Source organism: Escherichia sp. HH26CH, from assembly GCF_009820205.1.
In the GTDB taxonomy this organism is placed as follows: Bacteria; Pseudomonadota; Gammaproteobacteria; order Enterobacterales; family Enterobacteriaceae; genus Escherichia; species Escherichia coli_F.
The window spans coordinates 30,621-55,336 of the sequence record NZ_VNXM01000029.1 but is presented as its reverse complement, the minus strand read 5'-3'; the positions used below and the strand labels follow the sequence as shown (position 1 = coordinate 55,336).

Below are 24,716 nucleotides of genomic sequence, written 5' to 3'. Positions count from 1 at the left end.
TAATACATTCAGAGTGGCTATAAGGATGTTAGCCACTCTAACTCCCTACATCTTCAATAACAAAAATAGCCTTCCTCTAAAGGTGGCATCATGACTGATCAAGCTGAAAAAAAGCACTCTGCATTTTGGGGTGTTATGGTTATAGCAGGTACAGTAATCGGTGGAGGTATGTTTGCTTTACCTGTTGATCTTGCCGGTGCCTGGTTTTTCTGGGGTGCCTTTATCCTTATCATTGCCTGGTTTTCAATGCTTCATTCCGGGTTATTATTATTAGAAGCAAATTTAAATTATCCCGTCGGCTCCAGTTTTAACACCATCACCAAAGATTTAATCGGTAACACCTGGAACATTATCAGCGGTATTACCGTTGCCTTCGTTCTCTATATCCTCACTTATGCCTATATCTCTGCTAATGGTGCGATCATTAGTGAAACGATATCAATGAATTTGGGTTATCACGCTAATCCACGTATTGTCGGGATCTGCACAGCCATTTTCGTTGCCAGCGTATTGTGGATAAGCTCGTTAGCCGCCAGCCGTATTACCTCGTTGTTCCTCGGGCTGAAAATTATCTCCTTTGTGATCGTGTTTGGTTCTTTCTTCTTCCAGGTCGATTACTCCATTCTGCGCGATGCCACCAGCACCACGGCGGGAACGTCTTACTTCCCGTATATCTTTATGGCTTTGCCGGTGTGTCTGGCGTCATTTGGTTTCCACGGCAATATTCCCAGCCTGATTATTTGCTATGGCAAACGCAAAGATAAGCTAATCAAAAGCGTGGTTTTCGGTTCGCTGTTGGCGCTGGTGATTTATCTCTTCTGGCTCTATTGCACGATGGGGAACATTCCGCGAGAAAGCTTTAAGGCGATTATCTCTTCAGGCGGCAACGTTGATTCGCTGGTGAAATCGTTCCTCGGCACCAAACAGCACGGCATTATCGAGTTTTGCCTGCTGGTGTTCTCTAACTTAGCTGTCGCCAGTTCGTTCTTTGGTGTCACACTGGGGTTGTTCGATTATCTGGCGGATCTGTTTAAGATTGATAACTCCCACGGCGGGCGTTTCAAAACCGTGCTGTTAACCTTCCTGCCACCTGCTTTGTTATATCTCGTCTTCCCAAACGGCTTTATTTACGGGATCGGCGGTGCCGGGTTGTGCGCCACCATCTGGGCAGTCATTATCCCCGCGGTGCTGGCAATCAAAGCTCGCAAGAAATTTCCCAATCAGATGTTCACGGTCTGGGGCGGCAATCTTATTCCGGCGATTGTCATTCTCTTTGGTATAACCGTAATTTTATGCTGGTTCGGTAACGTCTTTAATGTGTTACCTAAATTTGGCTAATCCGTTTAAGAAGCCAGCGAAATAGCTGGCTTCTTGCCTGTCAGGAAATCACTTATGTCCAAATGGCAACTCGCCTGATTCTCCTTCACCACGTATGCTTTGCGTCACCTTACTATCAGGACGCTTTAGCCCATGTCCCGCTTTTTGATTTGTAGTTTTGCCCTGGTTTTACTTTATCCCGCCGGGATTGATATGTACCTCGTTGGTTTACCGCGCATCGCCGCCGATCTCAATGCCAGCGAAGCGCAGTTGCATATTGCGTTCTCCGTTTATCTGGCAGGTATGGCAGCAGCGATGTTATTTGCCGGTAAAGTGGCCGATCGTTCAGGGAGAAAGCCTGTCGCCATACCCGGCGCGGCGCTATTTATTATCGCCTCGGTGTTCTGTTCACTGGCTGAAACCAGCACGTTATTTCTTGCAGGGCGATTTCTACAGGGGTTAGGCGCAGGCTGTTGTTACGTGGTGGCGTTCGCCATTTTACGTGACACACTGGATGATCGACGTCGGGCAAAAGTGCTGTCGTTACTCAACGGTATTACCTGCATCATTCCGGTGTTAGCGCCAGTGCTCGGACACCTGATTATGCTTAAATTCCCGTGGCAGAGTCTGTTCTGGACGATGGCAACGATGGGCATCGCAGTACTGATGTTGTCTTTGTTTATTTTAAAAGAAACGCGCCCTGCCGCCCCCGCAGCTTCTGACAAACCACGAGAAAATAGCGAGTCGCTGCTTAACCGGTTTTTCCTCAGCCGTGTTGTTATCACCACCCTCAGCGTTTCGGTGATCCTCACCTTCGTGAATACGTCGCCGGTATTGCTGATGGAAATCATGGGTTTTGAGCGCGGAGAATACGCCACCATAATGGCGTTGACCGCAGGGGTCAGCATGACCGTTTCATTCTCCACGCCATTTGCACTGGGGATCTTTAAGCCACGTACGTTGATGATCACCTCACAGGTGTTATTTCTGGCGGCAGGTATCACTCTTGCCGTTTCACCTTCCCATGCGGTTTCTCTGTTTGGTATCACGCTGATTTGCGCCGGTTTCTCGGTAGGTTTTGGCGTAGCGATGAGTCAGGCGTTAGGGCCGTTTTCATTACGCGCGGGCGTAGCCAGCTCGACCTTAGGTATTGCGCAAGTTTGCGGTTCGTCACTGTGGATTTGGCTGGCAGCGGTGGTTGGTATCGGCGCATGGAATATGCTGATCGGGATTCTGATTGCCTGTAGCATAGTGAGCCTGTTGCTGATTATGTTCGTCGCGCCTGGACGCCCCGTTGCCGCTCATGAAGAAATCCATCACCACGCTTGATCTCAATTTACTGCTCTGCCTGCAACTGCTGATGCAGGAACGCAGCGTGACCAAAGCGGCTAAGCGGATGAACGTGACGCCTTCGGCGGTGAGTAAGTCTCTGGCAAAACTTAGAATGTGGTTTGATGACCCGCTCTTTGTGAACTCACCGCTGGGCCTGTCACCCACACCGCTAATGGTCAGCATGGAGCAAAATCTGGCGGAGTGGATGCAAATGAGCAATTTGCTGCTGGATAAACCACACCACGAAACGCCGCGCGGTCTTAAGTTTGAACTGGCGGCGGAATCGCCGCTGATGATGATTATGCTTAATGCGCTATCGAAACGGATCTACCAACGATACCCGCAGGCGACCATCAAATTGCGCAACTGGGATTATGATTCACTGGATGCGATTACCCGTGGCGAAGTGGATATTGGTTTTTCCGGTCGCGAAAGTCATCCCCGTTCGCGGGAGCTGTTAAGCTCGCTGCCATTAGCCATTGATTATGAAGTACTGTTTAGTGATGTGCCCTGCGTCTGGTTGCGCCAGGATCATCCAGCACTGCATGAAGCGTGGGATCTGGATACCTTTTTACGTTACCCACATATCAGCATTTGCTGGGAACAGAGCGATACCTGGGCGCTGGACAATGTGTTACAGGAGCTGGGGCGCGAACGCACGATTGCTATGAGTTTGCCGGAATTCGAGCAGTCACTGTTTATGGCAGCGCAGCCCGACAATCTGCTACTGGCGACCGCACCACGCTACTGTCAGTACTACAATCAACTCCACCAACTGCCGTTGGTTGCTCTACCTCTCCCGTTTGACGAAAGCCAGCAAAAAAAGTTGGAAGTCCCTTTTACCCTACTGTGGCATAAACGGAACAGCCATAATCCGAAAATCGTCTGGTTACGGGAAACCATTAAAAATCTTTACGCGTCGATGGCATAACCGAATCGTATGAAACGCGACCCTATTTCACAATAAAATGTAAAAAAGTTGTAATAAACTTATCTGAATCGAACTTTTAGCCGCTTTAGTCTGTCCATCATTCCAGTAAATGATTACTCTTGTATTCATAATGGACCATTAAGCATGGAGCGAAAAATGGCGACTCACTTTGCCCGAGGGATTTTAACGGAAGGACATCTGATTTCTGTTCGTCTCTCCTCCCAGTGTCATCAAGAAGCCCGAAATATTCCCCCTCATCGTCAAAGCCGTTTCCTGGCGTCCAGAGGTTTACTCGCAGAACTGATGTTCATGCTGTATGGCATCGGCGAATTACCGGAAATCGTCACCCTGCCGAAAGGAAAACCGGTTTTCAGTGATAAAAATTTGCCCTCGTTTTCTATTTCCTATGCCGGGAATATGGTTGGCGTGGCGCTAACAACCGAAGGTGAATGTGGCCTCGATATGGAACTGCAGCGTGCGACGCGCGGGTTTCATAGCCCACACGCGCCCGATAACCACACCTTTTCCAGCAACGAATCACTATGGATCAGTAAACAAAACGATCATAACGAAGCGCGAGCGCAACTCATCACGCTGCGCCGAAGCGTGCTAAAACTAACCGGTGATGTTTTGAATGACGATCCGCGCGATCTGCAACTGCTGCCCATTGCCGGACGCCTGAAATGTGCTCATGTAAATCATGTTGAAGCGTTATGCGACGCGGAGGACGTGCTGGTGTGGTCCGTGGCGGTCACGCCCACAATTGAAAAGCTCAGTGTCTGGGAGTTAGATGGCAAACGCGGCTGGAAAAGCCTGCCGGATATTCACAGCCGCGCCAACAATCCTACCAGCAGGATGATGCGTTTTGCCCAACTCTCTACCATGAAGTCTTTTTCTCCAAATTGATAGACAACCACAGGAGTCATCATGTCTGAAAAATTGAAGGTGGTTACGTTACTGGGAAGCCTGCGCAAAGGCTCATTTAATGGCATGGTTGCACGTACCCTGCCGAAAATTGCTCCTGCTAGCATGGAAATCAATGCATTACCTTCCATTGCCGACATTCCCCTGTATGACGCTGATGTACAGCAGGAAGAAGGTTTTCCCGCAACGGTAGAAGCTATGGCGGAGCAGATCCGTCAGGCTGACGGTGTGGTGATCGTCACGCCGGAATATAACTACTCGGTACCGGGCGGGCTGAAAAATGCCATCGACTGGCTTTCCCGCCTGCCGGATCAACCGCTGGCCGGTAAACCGGTGTTGATTCAGACCAGCTCAATGGGTGTGATTGGCGGCGCGCGCTGTCAGTATCACCTGCGCCAGATTCTGGTTTTTCTCGATGCAATGGTGATGAACAGGCCGGAATTTATGGGCGGCGTGATTCAGAACAAGGTTGATCCGCAAACCGGAGAAGTGATTGATCAGGGAACGCTGGATCACCTGACCGGACAATTGACCGCATTTAGCGAGTTTATTCAAAGGGTAAAACGCTAAATAAAAAACCCGCCTGCGGTAGCGCGTGGCGGGTTTTTTTAACGAACTATCGGTTTTAGTGAGCGTCGATAAATACAATCTTCAGGATAAACAGCAGCGCAACGATGATTACGCACGGGCTTAGATCACGCAGACGTCCGGTACCGATTTTCATCACGCAGTAGGAGATAAAGCCCAGTGCGATACCTTCGGTAATCGAGAAGCTGAACGGCATCATCACGGCGGTAATAAACGCTGGAACGGATTCGGTAAGATCCTGCCAGTTCACGCGAGCAAGACTTGAGGTCATCAACACGCCAACGTAAATCAGCGCGCCAGCTGCGGCATATCCCGGCACCATTCCCGCCAGCGGCGACAGGAAGATAACCAGCAGGAACAGCAGACCAACAACCACTGCCGTCAGACCGGTACGACCGCCAACAGAAACGCCGGAAGAGGACTCAATATACGCCGTAACAGAAGAAGTACCGATAAACGAACCGGTCACGGAAGAGATACTGTCGACATACAGCGCCTGCTTCATGCGCGGGAATTTACCTTTCTCATCCGCCAGACCTGCTTTATCGGTCACGCCAATCAGCGTACCGGAGGAGTCAAACAGGTTGACCAGCATGAAAGAGAAAATCACCCCTGCCAAACCGAGGTTAAACGAACCGGCTAAATCGACATGACCCACTACTGTCATTACGCTCGGTGGCGCAGACACGATGCCGTTGTAGTGCACATCACCCAGCATCCAGCCCAGCAGCGTCGTCACCACAATAGAAACCAGCACCGCCGCGTGAATATTGCGCGAGGCCAGAATAGCGATGATGAAGAAGCCGAGGATACCCAGCAGCACGCTGTGAGAAGTCAGGTTACCGATGCTCACCAGCGTTTCGGGATTCGCGACAATCACGCCCGCGTTTTTCAGCCCCATCATGCCAATGAACAGGCCGATACCGCTGGTGATGCCCACACGCAGACTTACCGGAATGTTAGCAATCATCCAGTAGCGAATGCGGAAAACTGTCAGTAACAATAGACCAATCGCGCCCCAGAAGATTGCGCCCATCCCGACCTGCCACGGCAAGCCCATCGCCTGTACAACCACAAAAGCGAAGAATGCGTTCAGGCCCATTGCTGGTGCCAGTGCAACTGGCAGATTAGCAAACAGTCCCATCAGAATGCTGCCAAATGCAGCAATCAGACAAGTGGTGACGAAGACGGCGCTGGTGTCCATGCCAGCAACGCCAAGAATTTGCGGGTTAACAAAAACGATGTAAACCATCGTCAGGAAGGTGGTAAAACCGGCGATCACTTCGGTCCGAGCCGTCGTTCCATGTTCGCGCAGTTTAAACACGCGTTCCAGCATCCCCTGACCAGAAGCCTGGGTTGTGTGTTGTTGACTCATTATCTATTTCCGAACTAAGGAGGGAAAATCCGTCGCTATCGTATACCAAAATGAGACAATATGGACGGCTGAAGATAACTTTTTTTCATTGTATTTGCTTATACGGCAACGATTGCGTTGTGCAAATTTGCATGACGAAAACGTTAAACTAACGATAAAGGAAAGACATGTCCCAGATAGAAGCGGTATTTTTCGACTGCGACGGTACGCTGGTCGATAGCGAGGTCATTTGCTCTCGCGCCTATGTCACGATGTTCAGGGAATTTGGCATTCATGTTGACCTGGAAGAGATTTTTACCCGTTTTAAAGGCGTAAAACTCTATGAAATCATCGATATCATCAGTAAAGAGCAGGGCGTGACGATGGTCCAGGCCGATGCAGAGCACGTTTACCGCGCAGAAGTCACCCGCCTGTTTGATAGCGAACTAGAGGTCATCACGGGAGCGAACGAATTGCTGGCGAGCGTTAACGTGCCGATGTGCGTGGTTTCTAATGGCCCGGTGAGCAAAATGCAGCATTCGCTTGGTAAGCTCAATATGCTGCACTACTTCCCGGAAAAACTGTTCAGTGGTTACGACATTCAGCGTTGGAAGCCTGACCCGGCATTAATGTTCCATGCGGCAAAAGCGATGAATGTGAACGTTGAAAACTGCATTCTGGTCGATGACTCCAGCGCCGGTGCGCAATCAGGAATCGATGCCGGAATGGAAGTGTTTTACTTCTGCGCTGACCCGCACAATAAACCAATCGTTCACCCTAAAGTCACCACCTTTACCGAGCTGGGGCAGCTGCCTGCGCTCTGGAAGGCACGCGGCTGGGATATAGCGCGTTAATTGCTCCGAACTTTAACCCTTACACATCAGTCACGCTGGTTTGAGATAAAGACTACCAAGTGTCTGATGAGTAAGCGTATGTTTCCCTTTCAAAAATTTATGTCGTTATTCGTCCAGTCAATCACTCTCTGCTTAGCTAAGCCTGGGTTATATTTTTCACAATATCGGGATATTTATCGAACCATGTAATAATATTCAAGATTATTTCACTGAGTTTTTTATACTTTTTATATTTTTTCTCCCGACTATAATTTTGAACAATATCCTGGTAAGTTCGTATTTCATCATCTATTTTATCAATATCAATCTTAAAGTTATTTAATTTTCTTTGTATATCATTACGCGTCAAATTATCTTTGTTTTCACTAACTAGTTGTGCTTTCTCTTTCACAATTTTATTATGTTCTTTTGTTAATTCGTTAATTTTTTGCAATATGTCCTCGTAACCTTCATTGGACTCTTTTACTTCCTGATAATATTTGGTTAAACTTTCCTTGTTAATTTTAAATATACCTGCTAAATTTTGAAAATCGAAAGCAAAATTATTGAGTGCTGAGTCGTAAAGTTCTTTAAAAGATTTTATTTTTTCTAGTTGTTTTTTTAGCTCTATTTTGTCTATATCAACATCGTCAAATAGGTGGACAAGATCTTTAAATTTGAAATTTAAATTTCTATCAAATTGGTTATGAGACTCTTGCCTTTCTTTTCGGATAAATTCTTCTGAATATTTAAGATCTTCTTGTGCATTTGACTGCGAAGTTTTTTCTTTTATGACAGATTCAACAAAGTTAATTCTGTCACGTCCCATCATATTGTTAATGATATGTTGTGCCCTACCATGCATATCTTTGAAGATAAAAAAATTAGCTTTTTCAATATCAAAAGAAAATTCCTCTTTAAACGATCCATTTTCATTATAGAGTGCGGCTAAAAACGACTGTAATTCTGCAAATGCTTTTTCATATATTAGCCGAGTATTTGGCAAGGATTTTTCAAGTTCCCCTATGTCTTTATATAGAGCATCTGCCTGATTTATGAAATTAGGTATTTGTTCTTTACTTATAGCTCCATCTATATTCATATAAATGTATTTTTTATCGGTAAGACTACCTTGTGAATAAATTGTAGCAGAATCGATAGCACAGCCTTCGAGTCTGTCCTCTCTGTAACAATAGCCCAGATCCGCCCCGTGCAAACGACTATTTTTAAAGAAAATGTTATTATTCTCTGTATTTTCATTGCTATATGAAGAGTTAATACCTTTATTAATATTGTCTGCACATTTAATAAAATTATCATCTAACTTAAGAGTTCTCGATCTTCTTTCAATGCGATCAGAAAAATACTCAACGGGGTTAAACATATATTTACCTGAACCAGCTTCACCAAGACCACTGTTTATTTTAATATGGTTCAAAGTACAATTATTAAATACTATCCCATGATCCCTCCCCCTGATGTAATTATTATTAGACTTGTTGAATGAGTTTGCCAAAAATTTCATTCCAGGAGCTTCAAGTCCTGTGATATCACAGTTATAAAAATGACTCAGAAGTATACTCGATCCAGGACAACTACCTCCCTGAATTGTACAGTCTTGAACAAAAGACTGCATAAAGAGATAAGCCCCTAATTTTTCTTGGATATTGACGGGTTGTTTAACGGTGTAGACTTGAGACGTCTCACAACTATATTGTTTTATTTCGCATTTAGAAATAAAACAACCTTTAAACATACCTATTATTGATTTTTCATTTCCTGACTCTGCAGTTTTTTCATTAGGATCATAAAAATGTATGTTGTTGAACTTACAATCTTCGAAATAACAATTTTCAAAAACTGGGCCTTCAAGGGTCGGAGTTTCTATATTTCCTGAAAAAGTTACATTTTTAAAACTACAATATTTTAATGAATTTAATACATCTTTAGGCAACGAAGTTAAATTGATAGTTGTATCAAAAATAGGAATTTTATTTTTAATCAGCGTCGTAAGTTTTACAGCATTATCAGAAAACTTTAATCTCTTCATGGGAGAATTATCAAAATGTAAATCATCAAGATAGTTATCAAGAGTGAATCTTTCAGAAAAAACTTGATGCTTATCGGCCTCATTTACAGTCTCCCCCGTGTAGAGATTAAAAGATCTACACACAACCACTTCATTATTTTCATTTGTGGTAAAATCTGTAGTAGTACTAAATCGCCATTGTTCTTCTGTTTTGGCCAGAGATTTAATATTCTTGAACATCTCCGCTTTATTATCATTTTTTGTCACAAATTCGTAAATAAAGGCTTTAACTTGTTTAATATTTGATCCGGGAAAAAGATCGAGAATAAACTCCCACAGTGTACGTTTTTTAAATAATGCCCCATTACCATCCAGAATATTTTCAATATCCTTAAAATTTACATCGTATTTCTTATTATTAATATCTAAAGTAACCTTGTCAGAATATCCGTTATGCTTATGCTTCTCATTTTTCACTTCTGAAAAGGGATTAGTATTTATAAGAACATCTGATCTTAATTTAGCAACCATAAATCCTCCGATGTGCAATATTGGGGTGTTTAAAAATAACGACATCTAGATTGTTAATTAACACTACCGCTAGCCAGGTTAGCAACAAGTGTTACTTATATTACCAGTGAATACTGTAAAAAATAGCTCATTTCCCTCGATTTAATCCAGGGTGTTTACCCTGGATTCCCAATTTTTATGCATAACGAACCATCCCTCAGGTAAACCGCAATATCCGAAAATGAGCGATTTTTTATAGCTGGTTATATTGTCAATGTTAGAATAAAGAGATTTTATTAAATTTTATCAAGGTGATTTATGGATAATCTTATTGGCACACCACCAAACCACGCAGTTCCCCATAAGTATATAGACATGGAGCAAATGGAATATTTATGTCATATCAATCGTTTTTCTAAAATACCTGACGATTTTTTGATAACTGGTCAGAGAGAGGACCTTTTTACATACAAATATGTTTTAGATGGCTCTTTTTCAAATTTACAGCATTTACTTCCCAAAGGACAACTACAGAAGATACAACAGAGATTAAGTTCTCTTATTGACAAAAATAAGTTCCATTGTTTTCATATTTTTTTATTAAAACTATGCTCAATTGAAAATATTCCAGTCCCAAATGCCGATTACGCTTTCTTTGATGACGAAATGCCATTGACATTAACTGATGAACAGATCGAAAATATTTCTTTTTTAAACGCATATCACAAAGAAAAGAAAGAAAACAACGACATTGTTACATTTGATTTCATGAGCGCTGATCACCACCATAATTTTAGCACAACCATAGCTTTAACAAATGATAGCTTCCATATATCTTCAATAAACAACCATAACTCACAGGTTATATTCGATGAAAACATCCATTTACATCCCTATGAATTACCAGAATCATCACAATGGTGTTATCAGTTAATAAAAAACATGATTTCTTTACATTGCAGATATAATAATAATTTCAAAATAAAAAAAACCTTTTGTTTTGATTTTAAAAATAAATCTTTTTGTAATGCCAGGTTGCAATATATAACGTTTATTGCATGTTTATTTTCACATGCAAACATGAAATATTCGACATTTCATGATGTTAACCTTGATATGTGTGAGATAAAGAATTGCAATTTTGACAATTCAGAGATGAATTTCATTTCGTGCGTCGGGACAAATTTTAGCGGTTCTACATTTAACAATGTAAAAACAACAACAGCGCAACTAATTAAGACACCAACAAAGTGGACGAATAATACTCTAAAATATTGGTTCTCCAGTTGTAATAAACGTAATATCATCTTCACTTTTAATACAATATCTGATAGAAATATGAAATTAAAAGGTATCAAGGATATATTACTGTCGTTGGTTGACCAAAAAGTCAATATTTATAGTGTAAGGCAAGAGCTTCTGGATTTTCTTAATAATGATTTATATAAAAATAATGGAGAGATTCTCTCTTATAAAGAATCAATAATGTTGTTTTGTGCTGTGTAGCCGAAAAATAGATGATTCAGATTAACTACCGCACTCTATGTTGTGTTTATATCCATGTCAGGTAACAGGTCATTTGTGAATCCTGACACCAGACTATGACTATCGCCCAGGGATAATCCACAACCGCTGGAAGTAGTCTCATTTCTGCAGGATAAAACCGTAGAGTGCGATTGCGATGAATAATAAATACAGGCTTATTATTCCAGTCTTTTTTATTGCGTTGGTTGTTTCAAATGGCTCGGTTAGTAAAATGCACCATTCGCTCGGAAAACTCAACATGTTGCACTCTTATACGCCGTCTGGAAAAGGCGTAGGAGTGGTATAACCATTTAATCGCCTCCCAACGTCAACGCTTACACATCAGCGACACTGGTTTAATTAAAGCATACCAAATTTCTGATGAGTAAGCGTCTTTTCGTATAACCTCATTGTCACAGGAACGACTTGATCCGTTTATTTATTCGCCATGTTATTCAGTATCAATTTTCTTAATAGCTTTCACCATATTTTCATTTTCTTTTAGCCAACTCCTGATATTTTGAACTACATCATTAAGTGTATTTTCTTGTTGATACTCTTTCTCCAATCTCTCTGTTTCATCCTTAAGATGTAGAATCTCTTTACTTATATTTGGTATTTTTCCATCTATCACCTTTATTATCCCCTTAATCTCATTAATTCTTTCCGCATCTTTTTTATCTTTATTGTCTTTATTATTTAAGTAAAAATCCTCTTTAATCAATTGATCCTTAGTATCGACTAAATCATTTCTTTCGACAATAAGTTTGGCATATTTGTCTTTTATATCGCCATAATTTTCCTTATTATAGTCATTATTTTTCTCAATTACCCACCGTAAGTATTGCTCAATGCCAGAGAATAAATCGACTTTATCATCTACATATTTTGATACTTTTCTATAATCCCTATAATTTATTTTCGTTCTTTCCTTAAATTCATTCAATGCTAAAAAAATCTTTTGCATTTTATCAAAACTATCATCTTTATGATTTTTATTATATTCTTTGTAAATATTTCGCAAATCATTAAAATCAAAGTGGAAGTGAAATGTTTTGCTGTTTGAAATAGCAGAACGATTTATTTTTAAATAGTTACGTTGATCGTAAGGTCTTTGCCAAAAGAATCCAGTATAGAGCTTATGCATGAAATTCACTTTATCAATATCTATTTCATTGGCTATATCTTTTTCTATATTGTACAAAACTTTTAATATAATATACTGGATAGCTTCACCATTAAGTTGATATTTTTTTCCTTCATCATCAAGATTGAAGCGCCCCAGCTTGACCAACAAAGATTGTAAATATAATAGTTCCTTTTGGTAATGACTTTCCGCATCCTTGCCATAATTATTAAATTCTTCTACCCATGAATTAATTTCCATTAAATTTTTCATGAAATCTGAAATGCCATTTTCAGCTATAGCTCCTTTCATGTCCATATAAACAGGAATTCTAATCTGGGTGTTCGCAGCAAGATTACCACTTAACCAAGTGGTTAAATGATCAATAGCACAATCATCCAATTTAATTCCATTGATTGACTCGCCCAAACAAGTTTTAAGTAAATTGCAATTACTAAGTTTTAAATATTTATCTATATCATCAGCAACGTATTTATCATTTATATAACGACCGCCACTCATATTAGGGAAAAGATTAACGTAGATAAGGTTTGAAATGTGTTTATCCAGATTAAGTTTACCTCCATCCTTTTTGAAATACTCTCTGGGATCAAAATCCAGTAAATCTTTGCGAATTCCATTTCGCTTGTATGTCATATCAGAGGAGCTAAAATCACAATTATAAAAATGATTATCATATTTTAATTCACATTTATATTTGTGATAAAACGAAGTCCCTATGAAATCCATTTCAGCACCATTAAGCTTTGCTATTTTACAACATAACAAACTGCTTGCAATAACACTTGCATTTTTACACACTCCATCCTGAAGAGTACACTCATCTACAAATGACTGCATAAACAGATATGCACCAACTGGCTTACCCACATTGGGATCTTGATTTACAGAGTATATTTTTGATGTATCTATGTTAAAATTTTTTATTTCACATCGATACAGAAAACACTCTTTAAACACGCCGTAAATAGGTATTTCATTATTTGGTTTTACTCGATACCTGGAGCTAACAAGTGACACATTCTCAAAAATACAGTCCTCAAAAAAACAATTTCCAAATACTGAACCATTAAGATTTTCGTAAGATATAGCACCAGTGAATGTCACTTTTTTAAAGTTACAATATTTTAGAGATGCCAGGGCTTCTTTTTCCAGCGCAGATAAATCGATTGTGATATTTTCAAAGGGGATTTTATTTTTTAAATATACGCTAAGCTTTTCATTATCATTTGGGAACTGTATTTTCAGCATCCCTGATTGAAAAGCCTTCTGATCAAAATGAATATCATGCTTATAAATATCCAAGCTGAGTTCTTCAGAAAATAAAGAACGCATTGTGTTTTTTTCAGCATCATTATGATAATCTTGCGCATTAATATTTATATTAAATACTCTACTAACAATAATGTCTTTATTTTCATCTACAGTAAATTCTGTAGTCGTATTAAAGCGCCATTGTTGATCTTGATCGGCGAGAGATTTAACTCTATTAAACATCTCAACTTTATCATCAGTTTTCGTCACAAAATCTACAATGGCTTGTTTAGCCTCCTTAATATGAGACATGGGAAAAAGATCGAGTATAAACTCCCAAAGACTTCGTTTAAGAAAAGATTGACTATCACCAGCTAAAATATTTGTTATATCTTTATGAGTTACTGAATACTTACCCACATCATCAAGAGACAAACCAATTTTTCCTGAATATTTTTGCGTTCTATTTTTTTCATTCAGATTTTCATCTGGCATTTTAGTCAGAGTAGCAAATTTATCTGTAACTGTACTATATGATGATATAGCCATAATCATTTCTCCTGAACACAATATTTATTCGCCCGCTCACAATACATAACCGTTTTGTATAAAAAAGAACACTTTGGTGTTGTTTTGATACGATTATGACTAAACCACCTATGAATACTGTAAAAAATCGCTCATTTTTTATGTTCCGATATAGGGCTTTTACCCTGGTTTTTTTGTTTTCTTTTCCATTTTCTGTGCGGGTAACGATATAAATGAAAGGAATAACAAAAAAAATTTTATAACGGGGCACTACATTAAAAGTAAAATAATTCAAATGAAATAATATATTTGCATTGCACTGGGGAGAGTTTCGAGGTGAGTTTGTGTGGCAATATTTCAAGGAGAAAGTTTATCAGCCCGGTAACTATGTATGACCGGGCTGATTGCCAGATGCGGCGTAAAAGCCTTATCTGACCTACAGTTAGCGTTACTCTTTCGGGTCTTTTCCGGCCAGCAGTTTATCCAGCTCATCACCGCCTACGTGACGGAAATCCTGACCTTTCACGTAGTAGAAGATGTATTCACAAATATTCTGGCAGCGGTCGCCGATACGTTCGATAGAACGTGCACAGAACAGCGCGGTAAGGACGCTCGGAATGGTGCGCGAATCTTCCATCATGTAGGTCATCAGTTGACGAACAATACCTTCGTACTCCTGATCGACTTTTTTATCTTCCCGATAAATTCGCACCGCTTCGTCAATATCCATCCGCGCGAACGCGTCCAGCACGTCATGCAGCATCTGGATAGTGTGACGCCCCAGTGATTCCAGGCTTACCAGCAACGGCTGATGCTGCTGGGAGAATTTCTCCAGCGCAGTACGGCAGATTTTATCCGCCACGTCACCAATACGCTCCAGCTCGGCAATGGTTTTGCTGATCACCATCACCAGACGCAGGTCGCTCGCCGTCGGCTGACGTTTGGCGATAATGCGCACGCAGGCTTCATCGATCGCCACTTCCATCATGTTGACGTTCTTGTCGCCTTCGATCACCCGCTTCGCCAGATCGCTGTCCTGGTTATGCATCGCGGTGATCGCATCAGAAAGCTGCTGCTCCACCATGCCGCCCATGGTCATCACCTGCGTGCGGATGCTTTCCAGTTCGGCATTGAACTGGCCGGAAATATGTTTATTAAGATTGAGACTGTCCATAACGCACTCCTGAATCAACCGTAACGACCGGTGATGTAGTCTTCTGTTTGTTTCTTCGCTGGTTTGGTGAACAGATCGTCCGTGTTGCTGAACTCAATCAATTCGCCCAGGTACATAAACGCCGTGTGGTCGGAACAACGCGCTGCCTGCTGCATGTTGTGGGTGACGATCACTACGGTGTAATCCTGCTTCAGTTCGGTGATCAGCTCTTCAATACGCCCGGTAGAGATAGGGTCGAGCGCCGAACACGGTTCGTCGAGTAGCAGCACTTCCGGGCGAATGGCGATACCACGCGCAATGCACAGACGCTGTTGCTGACCACCAGAGAGAGAGTAACCGCTCTGGTGCAATTTATCTTTGGTTTCGTTCCACAATGCGGCTTTGGTCAATGCCCACTGCACGCGCTCGTCCATGTCGGCACGGGAGAGCTTCTCAAACAGACGCACGCCAAAGGCGATGTTGTCGTAAATGGACATCGGGAACGGCGTCGGTTTCTGGAACACCATGCCCACTTTCGCACGCAGCAGGGCGATATCCTGAGTGTTAGTCAGGATGTTGTCGCCATCGAGCAAAATCTCACCTTCCGCACGCTGCTCCGGATACAGTTCAAACATTTTGTTGAAAGTACGCAGCAGCGTCGATTTACCGCAGCCAGACGGCCCGATAAACGCCGTAACCTGGTTTTTGGCGATATCCAGGTTGATGTTTTTCAGGGCATGGAATTTGCCGTAGTAGAAGTTCAAATTACGAACCTGAATTTTACTCGGGGCAGTTTCAACCATACTCATTGCAATCTTTTCCTCATCGTGCCTGATGCACTTCGCTAATCAGGCTTACCGTAGGCCGGATAAGGCGTTTCACACCGCATCCGGCAAAGTGTTAACCGTGTTTATTCTTCGCAAAAACAACGCGCGCCAGAATGTTCAGCAGCAGGACGCACAGGGTAATAATCAACACCCCGGCCCAGGCCAGTTGCTGCCATTCTGCAAATGGGCTCATCGCAAACTTAAAGATCGTTACCGGCAGGTTGGCGATCGGCTGCATCATGTCCGTGCTCCAGAACTGGTTGGAGAGCGCGGTAAACAGCAGCGGCGCGGTTTCACCGGCAATACGGGCAATCGCCAGCAGGATACCGGTCATAATCCCGGACACCGACGCTTTCAGCGTAATCGCGGAGATCATCTTCCACTTCGGCGTACCCAGCGCATAAGCCGCTTCACGCAGGCTGTCCGGCACCAGTTTCAGCATGTTCTCGGTGGTGCGGATAACAATCGGCACCTGCAACAGCGCCAGCGCAATTACACCAGCCCAACCAGAGAAGTGCTCCATTTGCGCCACCACGATGGTGTAAACAAACAGACCAACCACAATCGACGGCGCGGAGAGCAGAATGTCGTTAATGAAGCGAATCACTTCTGCCAGCCAGGACTTACGGCCATATTCCGCCAGATAAATCCCCGCCATAATGCCCAGCGGCGTACCGAATACCGTAGCCCACAAAATTAACAAGCCGCTACCTGCCAGGGAGTTCGCCAGACCACCGCCTTCCGTATTTGGCGGCGGCGTCATTTCAGTGAACAGCGCCAGCGACATACCGTCGATACCGCGGGTGATGGTGGACATTAAAATCCAGATCAGCCAGAACAGGCCGAAGGCCATCGTCGCCATTGAGAGCGTCAGTGCAATACGGTTCTTGAGGCGGCGACGCGCCTGCATTTTGCGGCGGGATTCTGCCAGCGCCGCAGTGGTTTGCATTTCAACCATAGCCATTAGCGTGCCCCCTCATTCTTAGCCAGGCGCATAATCATAAACTTCGATGCGGCGAGGACGATGAAGGTAATCACAAACAGGATCAGGCCCAGTTCCATCAGTGCGGCAACGTGCAGACCGGATTCCGCTTCCGCAAATTCGTTCGCCAGCGCAGAGGTGATACTGTTGCCCGGCATGTACAGCGAGGCGCTGTCGAGCTGGTAGGTGTTACCGATGATAAAGGTCACCGCCATGGTTTCACCGAGCGCGCGCCCCAGACCCAGCATGATGCCGCCGATAACCCCATTTTTGGTGAACGGAAGAACGATACGCCAGATAACTTCCCAGGTGGTGCAGCCGATACCGTAGGCTGACTCTTTCATCATCACCGGGGTTTGTTCGAATACATCGCGCATTACCGCTGCAATGTACGGAATAATCATGATGGCGAGGATCACGCCTGCCGCAAGGATACCGATACCAAAGGCCGGGCCGGAGAACAGCGCGCCAACAATCGGGATATTAGACATGATATTGCCGACCGGCTCCTGGAAGTAAACGGCGAACAGTGGCGCGAAGATAAACAGGCCCCACATGCCGTACACGATACTTGGAATGGCTGCCAGCAACTCAATGGCGATACCCAGCGGGCGCTTCAGCCAGCCAGGCGCAAGCTCGGTCAGGAACAGGGCGATACCGAAACTCACCGGGACGGCGATCAGCAGCGCGATAAACGAGGTCACCAACGTACCGTAGATCGGCACCAGCGCCCCGTAGATATCGTTCGGCGCATCCCACTCTTTGGTCCACAGGAAAGCCAGACCAAATTTCTGAATGCTCGGCCAGGAGGAGATGATCAGAGAGACAATAATGCCACCCAACATCAATAGCACAATCAGCGCCGCCAGTTTTACCAGCACGCTGAAAATTATGTCGCCCTTTTTACCCGGTGGGTTAAAAGCAGGCTTGGTTGCAGCCATAAGTTACTCTTCAGTTAAACGCGTTTACAAAGTCATTTTGTAATGCCGGATAAGCCGTTAATGCCTTATCCGGCATGGTGTTTTATTAGTACAGTGGCTTGCCGCTACTGTCTTTAATATTGGTCTTCCACGCAGCGCGAACTTGTTCAACTACGCTATCCGGCAGGCTGGCGTAATCCAGGTCGTTAGCCTGTTTAGCCCCTGTTTTGTACGCCCAGTCGAAGAACTTCAGCACTTCTACACCCTGCTCAGGTTTCTTCTGATCTTTGTGGACCAGAATGAAGGTGGTAGAAGTGATAGGCCATGCATCTTCGCCTTTCTGGTTGGTCAGATCCTGAGCGAATGTTTTGCTCCAGTCTGCGCCTTTTGCTGCATTAGCGAAGTTTTCTTCGGTCGGACTAACCGGTTTACCATCAGCGGAGATCAGTTTGGTGTACGCCAGGTTGTTCTGCTTAGCGTAAGCATATTCAACGTAACCAATTGCACCCGGCAGACGCTGAACGAACGCGGCGATACCGTCGTTACCTTTACCGCCCAGACCGATTGGCCATTTTACGGTAGAGCCAGTACCAACGTTGTTTTTCCATTCTTCGTTCACTTTCGCCAGGTAGCTGGTGAAGACGAAGGATGTCCCGGAGCCATCTGCACGGCGCACTACAGCAATGTTCTGTGAAGGCAGTTTCAGACCCGGATTCAGTTTGGCGATGGCTTCATCATCCCACTTTTTGATTTTGCCCAGGTAGATGTCGCCGAGGGTTTTACCATCCAGCACCAGTTCGCCAGATTTTAGCCCCGGAATGTTAACCGCCAGCACCACGCCGCCAATTACGGTCGGGAACTGGAACAGACCTTCCTGAGCCAGTTTTTCGTCAGACAGCGGCGCGTCAGAAGCACCGAAATCAACGGTGTTGGCGATAATCTGTTTTACGCCGCCGGAAGAACCGATACCCTGGTAGTTAACTTTATTACCGGTTTCTTTCTGGTAAGTGTCAGCCCATTTGGCATACACCGGCGCAGGGAAGGTTGCACCTGCACCTGTCAGGCTTGCTTCTGCAAACACAGAGAAAGCGCTCATCGATAAGGTCGCGGCGACAACAGTTGCGACGGTGGTACGCATAACTTTCATAATGTCTCCTGGGAGGATTCATAAAGCATTGTTTGTTGGCTACGAGAAGCAAAATAGGACAAACAGGTGACAGTTATATGTATGGAATATGACAGTTTTATGACACAACGAGATTTATGCGTAATTTATTGATTTTTATAACCAGACAAAAAGAAAACTCATGTCATCTTTTTGTCATGTCATGTGCAAATAGGTTAGAAAGAGGTGTCTGATGACAACGGTGCGAGGAGCACCGTTGTCAGTTTGATTAGCGAACAATTTCGAGTGTGATTGTTGCCGTAGCAGTAAATGTTCCAGGCGCGGGTCGTGCACCAGTGAGGCTCGCAGGAGCAGCAGAAAAAGTCACGCTGCCAGCTTTATCACCATAAACGCTTGTTGCTCCCATATCAGTTGACAATTCGCCACCGTTCACGTTGATTTCCCTGTTATTTTTATCGTAGATTTTTATCCCTACATTCGGGTTTGATGTTACAACCATTGAATTGTCGCTACTGGATTCAGTAGCGTAAAAAGAGGTCGTGATCTCATCCTTATTCAGTATTCCCAAATTTACACACTCAATGGTGACAGTTCTGGTGATCTTACTCGCTGACACAGCACTCCCGACAACAGATGAAAAATCTGAGGCTGGAATAGTACTAAAATCAAAATTAATAGGCTGTAAACTATTGATTTCACAACTTTGTGGTGCAGTAATGTCTCCACGAATATAAACCTCAGCCATCGGTTTAGAATAATCAACCGGTGTATCACGACTGATCGTTCCATACAACTTTGCGATAAGTATTTCGGGAATCATTAACTTTCCTGCAAATGGCTTTTTGATATAAAAATAAATCTGAGCCTTAGCGCCACTGGAAATGTTTAATGCCTCCTTTCGACCGCAATTATACTTTGTGTTCCCACCGGGATTATTAGCATGATACTCGAATGGTGCATTAACAAACCCCACACCCAAAAGATCGATTGCTATGCCGGTATCAAGATGAGGGTTAAGATTATAGTAATTTAAATTAGAATGAGCCCCAGCATAACTTAAGGCTTCATTCATTCTTGCTGTATAGTAAATGTAGGGAAACTCACCGACCGTTCCTGTATCACAGTAACAGCGTCCCGGATAAGACTGACCATTAGTGACTATTTTATTAAATATGGTCCCCGCTTTATTCTGACCTGCGCTGATAACGGTCCCTGTAAAATCCAGTGTACTATGAAAAACGCCATTATCAGGAGTACAGATACCTTTAGGAGCCGCAAGCGTCGTACTCGTGTAAAAAATGGCAACAATAGAAAAACACCACACCAGAATATTATTTTTCATAAAAAACCTTTATTTACAGGTGACACTCTGTTCAATTAAACCATTCTCATTTTCTGGTACTGAAAGTGAGTAGCCAAAGGTACATTTCGTGACGGCGTCTCCTCCCCAGGATAAAGTGACCTGCCCTTTATCTGACAGACCCGAGAGATAAAGCTCACCAGAATCACCGACTATTCCTGAATCGGCGGTACTTGCGTTTTGAACTGAGGCAATGGCGCCAAAAGGTGCCGGTTTACCATTTGCATTTACCACTCTGAAGAGAACGCGGTAACCCACATGCGTCACAAACTCCGCTTTAACCACCGCGCCGCGGGTAGGAACCATCGTAACGACGGTATTATCGAGTTCAACATTCGACTTAGAGAAATAGTTGTCGCTGATCGCTACCCGGTTTTCATCATAAGGATTTAGCTGTGTCTTAACCGTGTAACCACGCCAGTCTGTTGCCGCCCCGCGCATATTATCAATTTCCAGACCTGCGGCTCCCGGTGCTTTAATAAGAGCGATGGTTTCACCCAGTTCCTGGCTGAACGTTACCCCTTCACTGTGCGCCAGAATGCCCCCCCGGATACCATAATTGAGTCGCTGAGAATTTTGGCTGTAGTTATAACTGCCGTTTAACGTGCCGTAGGTACCGTCATAGGTCAGCGACATATTACCGCCTACTTGATCATCGCGGCTGTTATAGGACTGCATGAGATTCCAGGAGAGATTATTTTTCTCCAGCGCCGTACCGCTTAGGCCAAGTTGATGCGAGCTACCAGAATCATCATTTTGCGAAACCGAATAGGTGGCATAACTATTTCCCCACCAGCCCGATAATGGAACTGATAAAGAGAGCATGTAGATTTGCTCGCTGGTGTTATCACTGGCCTGACTATTACTCGTCCCTTGCCGGGCCGTATTGGAATAACTCCATGAGACGTTCCACGAGAGGCGCTTCCAGCTACTGCTGTAACCAAATTGGATTAATCGTTCGACATCATCTGTATGCCAATACTGCTGGCGGCTTAATGTCAGGTATAAATTGCCATAATCTCTGCCCAGCGATTGCGTTAACGTTCCTTCCACACGACTGCGGCGGTTTCCGGTTTGCCAGAAATCTTCCGGACTATTTTGCCGAGAGGCCCATTCATTGAGGGTATAGTAGCCTTCGGTGGAGTAACGATAGCCAACCAGGCGTAAGCTGGTGTCTGTATCGTCAAAACGTTTTGAATACAGAAAACGATATGATTGACCCGTTTCCGTATCATCAGCAAATTTCGCTCTGGCATGTGTTACATCTAAGGAGATGGCTCCCAGAGAACCGAGATCTTTACCTACCCCCAAAGCAACAGAACCATACTTTTCAGCAGCCTGTACGCCGCCATACAAGGTAAAACCGTGGGGCAAGCCATGAAGGATCTGTGCCTGAAGCACGTCAGGAGTAAAACCATCTTCATCGCGCAGTTCCCCCACGCTAACATCTACATCAGTCTGACCTTCACGTTTGAGGATTGCCAGCGACGCATAAGGCTGGGTGAATCGTTGTTCACTACCATCTTCTTCCTTGATAGTTACATCCAGGTCGCCGCCTGAGCTGGCAGTATTGAGGTCGGTGATTTCAAAGGCGCCTTGTGGCACGGCTGACTGATAAATTACGTAGCCGTTCTGCCGAATGATGACGGTGGCGTTGGATTTTGCAATCCCACGAACCACTGGCGCGAAGCCATTCTGGCTGGAGGGTAACATATCTTTATCAGTATATAGTCGTGCACCACGGATTTGCGTGCTGTCAAAAATATCGCTCGCCGTCCACGTATCGCCGATCATAATCTGGCTTCTTAACGCAGCAATATCACGTTGTATCCAGGTACTGATAGAGTTGTATTCCGCACGACCATCGGTGGTGTTTAAGGTGCTGTAATTGCGTAGTCGCCACGGCCCAATATTGAGTCCGTTACGCAAGTTGAGATAACTGGTATCGGTCTCCTGAGAGCTGTAATCCGAGCGCAGGGTATGTGAACCGGAAAAATCGTAGTTGATAGTCAGTGCGTTAATTCCCTCATCCCAACGCGTGGGGCTTATGTAATCGTAAGCCATCGCATCCATATAGATCTGGGGAATGGTGATATTCAGTTGCAGCTTATCGCTGTCCAGTTGCCAGGTTGAGCCTTCAATGAGTGGTGCAGGGTCAATACAGGCCTTGTCATCCACCTTATTGAGCGCTTTCAGCGCGTCAACTTTTACGCCAAAGGAAGTCAGCGTTTTTTTAACCGCGACAAAGCAAGCGTGCAGATCGGCATCAGGGTTATCCTGAACAAAAGTCACATCCTGACGCTCGAACATTTTGCCATTGATAAAAATATCAACACTGTAGACGCCGGGAGGTATGTGATTCGCTTTGTTAAACTGGCGAATATCGACTCCGGATTGATGGTCTATTTCCAGCAGCGCCGGATTAAATACACTGACCTCGGCCATCAGGCTTTGCGAGAAAACGAGACACGTCCCTGCCGTCAGACCAACCGCTATTCTGGTCGTAACCATAATTCGCCTATCCTTATGCAATGCTTACAACGCTTGCTTTATTGGCTCGCTTATCGCGCCGTAGTCATTAATAAATCGCCAGGTCATTTGGCTACCCGAAGAATTAGCAGGCAACGGTAATGTGAGCGTCTCGAAAGGTCGGATCATGTTAAGAGGCACATCATGGCCATCTACAATGACATCCATCACGCTGATATGAATCGGGTTAGGGTTCTCAGCAATAAGATTTCGGCCTTCCCGATGCCACTTCACCTTTGGTGCGGCATTTTCGGGAATCATGCGGATAGATGCCGGTCTCCAGAACAGCTTAATTCGCGTTTTAACGGCGATCTCCAGAGAGTTCGCTTCTTTGTTTCTCGCAGAGGGCGGAATATTTTTGATATTTAGCCAGAAGACAGACTCACGATCCTCTGGTAATGACAAACCTTTGGTGTGGACGATACGTAATATTTTTTCTTGTGCGGGTTCTAACCGTGATACCGGAGGAATAACAATAAATGGCGCTTTAGTTTTATCATCTTTATTAAATGGGTCCACCCATGCCTGGATGAGATAAGGAATTTTATCTTCCTTACTAAATACAGAAATAGATTTATCTGCATTATTGCTCGCATAAACGACTCGTGTACCACCAATAACAACACCAGCATAGGTTAATGCTGGCCGGAATAAAAAGGCGCTTAGTAGCATGATATATAATAAGTTATGCGAAATTATTGCTTTAAAGAGCCTGATTAAACAACTTTTTCTGGACATAACGACTCCCTGGCCAAAGCCAACTGAATAAAAAGGCCCTGAATTAATTATTTCTTATATTCGATGGTAAATTGTGAATCCGCGTTCGCCGTACCCGCCGTTACGGTCGCATTGGTAGCAACATAGCGTGCAATAAACTTCATTTCAGCCTTGCCTTCACCGTCGATAGCGGTATAGGCGGAGTCGTTATAGAGTTTAACCTGAGAGTTATCGGACTGGTTAAATATACGGATGCCGACGCCAGTAGCAACTATTGCAGCGCCTGTGCCAGTATAATCACCCGGATCACTCGCTGTAATAGGTGAACCTACTTTCAGATCACCGTCTCCGCCAGGTGCTTCGGTACCATCAAAACGAACGGCTGCCTCAGCATAGGTTAACGGACATTTTTCCAGTTTAATACTAAATTGCTGTGGTGACGCCAGGCTGCCTACTCCTGAAAACGCACTTTTGTTGACCTTACCAAGAGGAACAGTTTGATCGGCGGTATCGGAAGTCACTTCACATGTGCTATCGACAATTTCACCGACAAAGTGAACAACGCCATCTTCTGCAAGTGCATTTCCGGCTAACATTAAAGATGCCAGCGTAAGTGCACCACCAATAATATTACGTTTCATACAAACTCCATTGATATAATATATCCTTCAGTCTAAATCATCACTTAAATTAATAAGTAGTTTAATGATTCAGAGGCATAGTACACCAATGGGGTAGATTTATCTAAAAATAATATTAATTATGCGAAATTAAATATAAATTTATTATATAGTTATTATTAAAATAATAAAAAATCAAGTTTGTTATCGG

General features: G+C 43.9%; 19 protein-coding genes and 1 pseudogene. 7 read left to right on the top strand and 13 right to left on the bottom strand.

Annotated features, from left to right (window positions below; translation table 11 throughout):
- Nucleotides 1-90: 90 nt before the first annotated feature.
- The 5 genes from tnaB (at nt 91) to yieF (ending at nt 5,074) form a co-directional block, all read left to right on the top strand.
- Nucleotides 91-1,338, top strand: coding sequence for a low affinity tryptophan permease TnaB (gene tnaB / locus FQ015_RS10370; protein ID WP_000131914.1), 1,248 nt, complete (start codon nt 91-93; stop codon nt 1,336-1,338).
- A gap of 132 nt (nt 1,339-1,470) precedes the next feature.
- Nucleotides 1,471-2,646 carry a multidrug efflux MFS transporter MdtL gene (gene mdtL / locus FQ015_RS10365; RefSeq protein WP_000086006.1) on the top strand — a complete coding sequence of 392 codons (1,176 nt, stop codon included), beginning with the start codon at nt 1,471-1,473 and terminating at the stop codon, nt 2,644-2,646.
- Nucleotides 2,621-3,580, top strand: coding sequence for an HTH-type transcriptional regulator YidZ (yidZ, locus tag FQ015_RS10360; RefSeq protein ID WP_039020322.1), 960 nt, complete (start codon nt 2,621-2,623; stop codon nt 3,578-3,580). The genes mdtL and yidZ overlap by 26 nt, the downstream gene beginning before the upstream one ends.
- Before the next feature lie 156 nt (nt 3,581-3,736).
- Nucleotides 3,737-4,486, top strand: a complete 750-nt coding sequence (locus FQ015_RS10355) for a 4'-phosphopantetheinyl transferase family protein (RefSeq protein ID WP_039020323.1) — start codon at nt 3,737-3,739, stop codon at nt 4,484-4,486.
- Nucleotides 4,487-4,507: 21 nt separating this feature from the next.
- Nucleotides 4,508-5,074, top strand: coding sequence for a class I chromate reductase YieF (gene yieF, locus FQ015_RS10350; RefSeq protein ID WP_039020324.1), 567 nt, complete (start codon nt 4,508-4,510; stop codon nt 5,072-5,074).
- A gap of 55 nt (nt 5,075-5,129) precedes the next feature.
- Here yieF and adeP read toward each other — a convergent pair whose 3' ends face one another.
- Nucleotides 5,130-6,467 (bottom strand): adenine permease AdeP, encoded by a 1,338-nt coding sequence (gene adeP / locus FQ015_RS10345; protein WP_032304110.1) that lies wholly within the window; start codon nt 6,465-6,467, stop codon nt 5,130-5,132.
- A gap of 167 nt (nt 6,468-6,634) precedes the next feature.
- On the opposite strand from adeP, the gene yieH reads away from it, so the two are divergent.
- The gene (gene yieH, locus FQ015_RS10340; protein WP_039020325.1) at nt 6,635-7,300 is read left to right on the top strand and encodes a 6-phosphogluconate phosphatase; all 666 of its coding nucleotides are present in this window, start codon (nt 6,635-6,637) and stop codon (nt 7,298-7,300) included.
- 136 nt (nt 7,301-7,436) lie between these two features.
- On the opposite strand, the gene FQ015_RS10335 is transcribed toward yieH, so the two are convergent.
- A complete protein-coding gene (locus FQ015_RS10335) occupies nt 7,437-9,839 on the bottom strand; it encodes a hypothetical protein (RefSeq protein ID WP_039020326.1) in 2,403 nt (800 codons plus the stop codon).
- A gap of 297 nt (nt 9,840-10,136) precedes the next feature.
- Between FQ015_RS10335 and FQ015_RS10330 the strand changes: the two genes are divergently transcribed.
- A complete protein-coding gene (locus FQ015_RS10330) occupies nt 10,137-11,324 on the top strand; it encodes a pentapeptide repeat-containing protein (RefSeq protein ID WP_039020327.1) in 1,188 nt (395 codons plus the stop codon).
- 469 nt (nt 11,325-11,793) lie between these two features.
- Here FQ015_RS10330 and FQ015_RS10325 read toward each other — a convergent pair whose 3' ends face one another.
- The 11 genes and pseudogenes from FQ015_RS10325 to FQ015_RS10275 all read right to left on the bottom strand — a co-directional run bounded on the left by FQ015_RS10325 (nt 11,794) and on the right by FQ015_RS10275 (nt 24,526).
- Nucleotides 11,794-14,178, bottom strand: coding sequence for a type III effector protein (locus tag FQ015_RS10325; RefSeq protein WP_148936329.1), 2,385 nt, complete (start codon nt 14,176-14,178; stop codon nt 11,794-11,796).
- Nucleotides 14,145-14,292, bottom strand: a pseudogene (locus tag FQ015_RS10320) (hypothetical protein). The gene FQ015_RS10325 and the pseudogene FQ015_RS10320 overlap by 34 nt, the downstream one beginning before the upstream one ends.
- 427 nt (nt 14,293-14,719) lie before the next feature.
- Nucleotides 14,720-15,445, bottom strand: coding sequence for a phosphate signaling complex protein PhoU (phoU, locus tag FQ015_RS10315; protein ID WP_000377789.1), 726 nt, complete (start codon nt 15,443-15,445; stop codon nt 14,720-14,722).
- A gap of 14 nt (nt 15,446-15,459) precedes the next feature.
- On the bottom strand, nt 15,460-16,233 hold the full coding sequence (gene pstB / locus FQ015_RS10310; protein WP_000063126.1) for a phosphate ABC transporter ATP-binding protein PstB: 774 nt from the start codon (nt 16,231-16,233) through the stop codon (nt 15,460-15,462).
- A gap of 91 nt (nt 16,234-16,324) precedes the next feature.
- A complete protein-coding gene (gene pstA / locus FQ015_RS10305; RefSeq protein ID WP_160524014.1) occupies nt 16,325-17,215 on the bottom strand; it encodes a phosphate ABC transporter permease PstA in 891 nt (296 codons plus the stop codon).
- Entirely contained in the window at nt 17,215-18,174 is a 960-nt protein-coding gene (gene pstC, locus FQ015_RS10300) for a phosphate ABC transporter permease PstC (protein WP_000741620.1), read from the bottom strand. The genes pstA and pstC overlap by 1 nt, the downstream gene beginning before the upstream one ends.
- Before the next feature lie 85 nt (nt 18,175-18,259).
- Nucleotides 18,260-19,300: a phosphate ABC transporter substrate-binding protein PstS gene (gene pstS, locus FQ015_RS10295; RefSeq protein WP_000867152.1), complete on the bottom strand. Its 1,041-nt coding sequence runs from the start codon at nt 19,298-19,300 to the stop codon at nt 18,260-18,262.
- 247 nt (nt 19,301-19,547) lie between these two features.
- The gene (locus tag FQ015_RS10290) at nt 19,548-20,621 is read right to left on the bottom strand and encodes a fimbrial protein (RefSeq protein WP_039020329.1); all 1,074 of its coding nucleotides are present in this window, start codon (nt 20,619-20,621) and stop codon (nt 19,548-19,550) included.
- A gap of 9 nt (nt 20,622-20,630) precedes the next feature.
- On the bottom strand, nt 20,631-23,150 hold the full coding sequence (lpfC-O113, locus tag FQ015_RS10285; protein WP_115738998.1) for a long polar fimbrial usher protein LpfC-O113: 2,520 nt from the start codon (nt 23,148-23,150) through the stop codon (nt 20,631-20,633).
- A gap of 24 nt (nt 23,151-23,174) precedes the next feature.
- Nucleotides 23,175-23,906 carry a long polar fimbrial chaperone LpfB-O113 gene (gene lpfB-O113, locus FQ015_RS10280; RefSeq protein WP_160524013.1) on the bottom strand — a complete coding sequence of 244 codons (732 nt, stop codon included), beginning with the start codon at nt 23,904-23,906 and terminating at the stop codon, nt 23,175-23,177.
- Between the two features lie 47 nt (nt 23,907-23,953).
- Nucleotides 23,954-24,526 carry a chaperone-usher fimbrial major subunit gene (locus tag FQ015_RS10275; RefSeq protein ID WP_115738996.1) on the bottom strand — a complete coding sequence of 191 codons (573 nt, stop codon included), beginning with the start codon at nt 24,524-24,526 and terminating at the stop codon, nt 23,954-23,956.
- Nucleotides 24,527-24,716 lie beyond the last annotated feature (190 nt).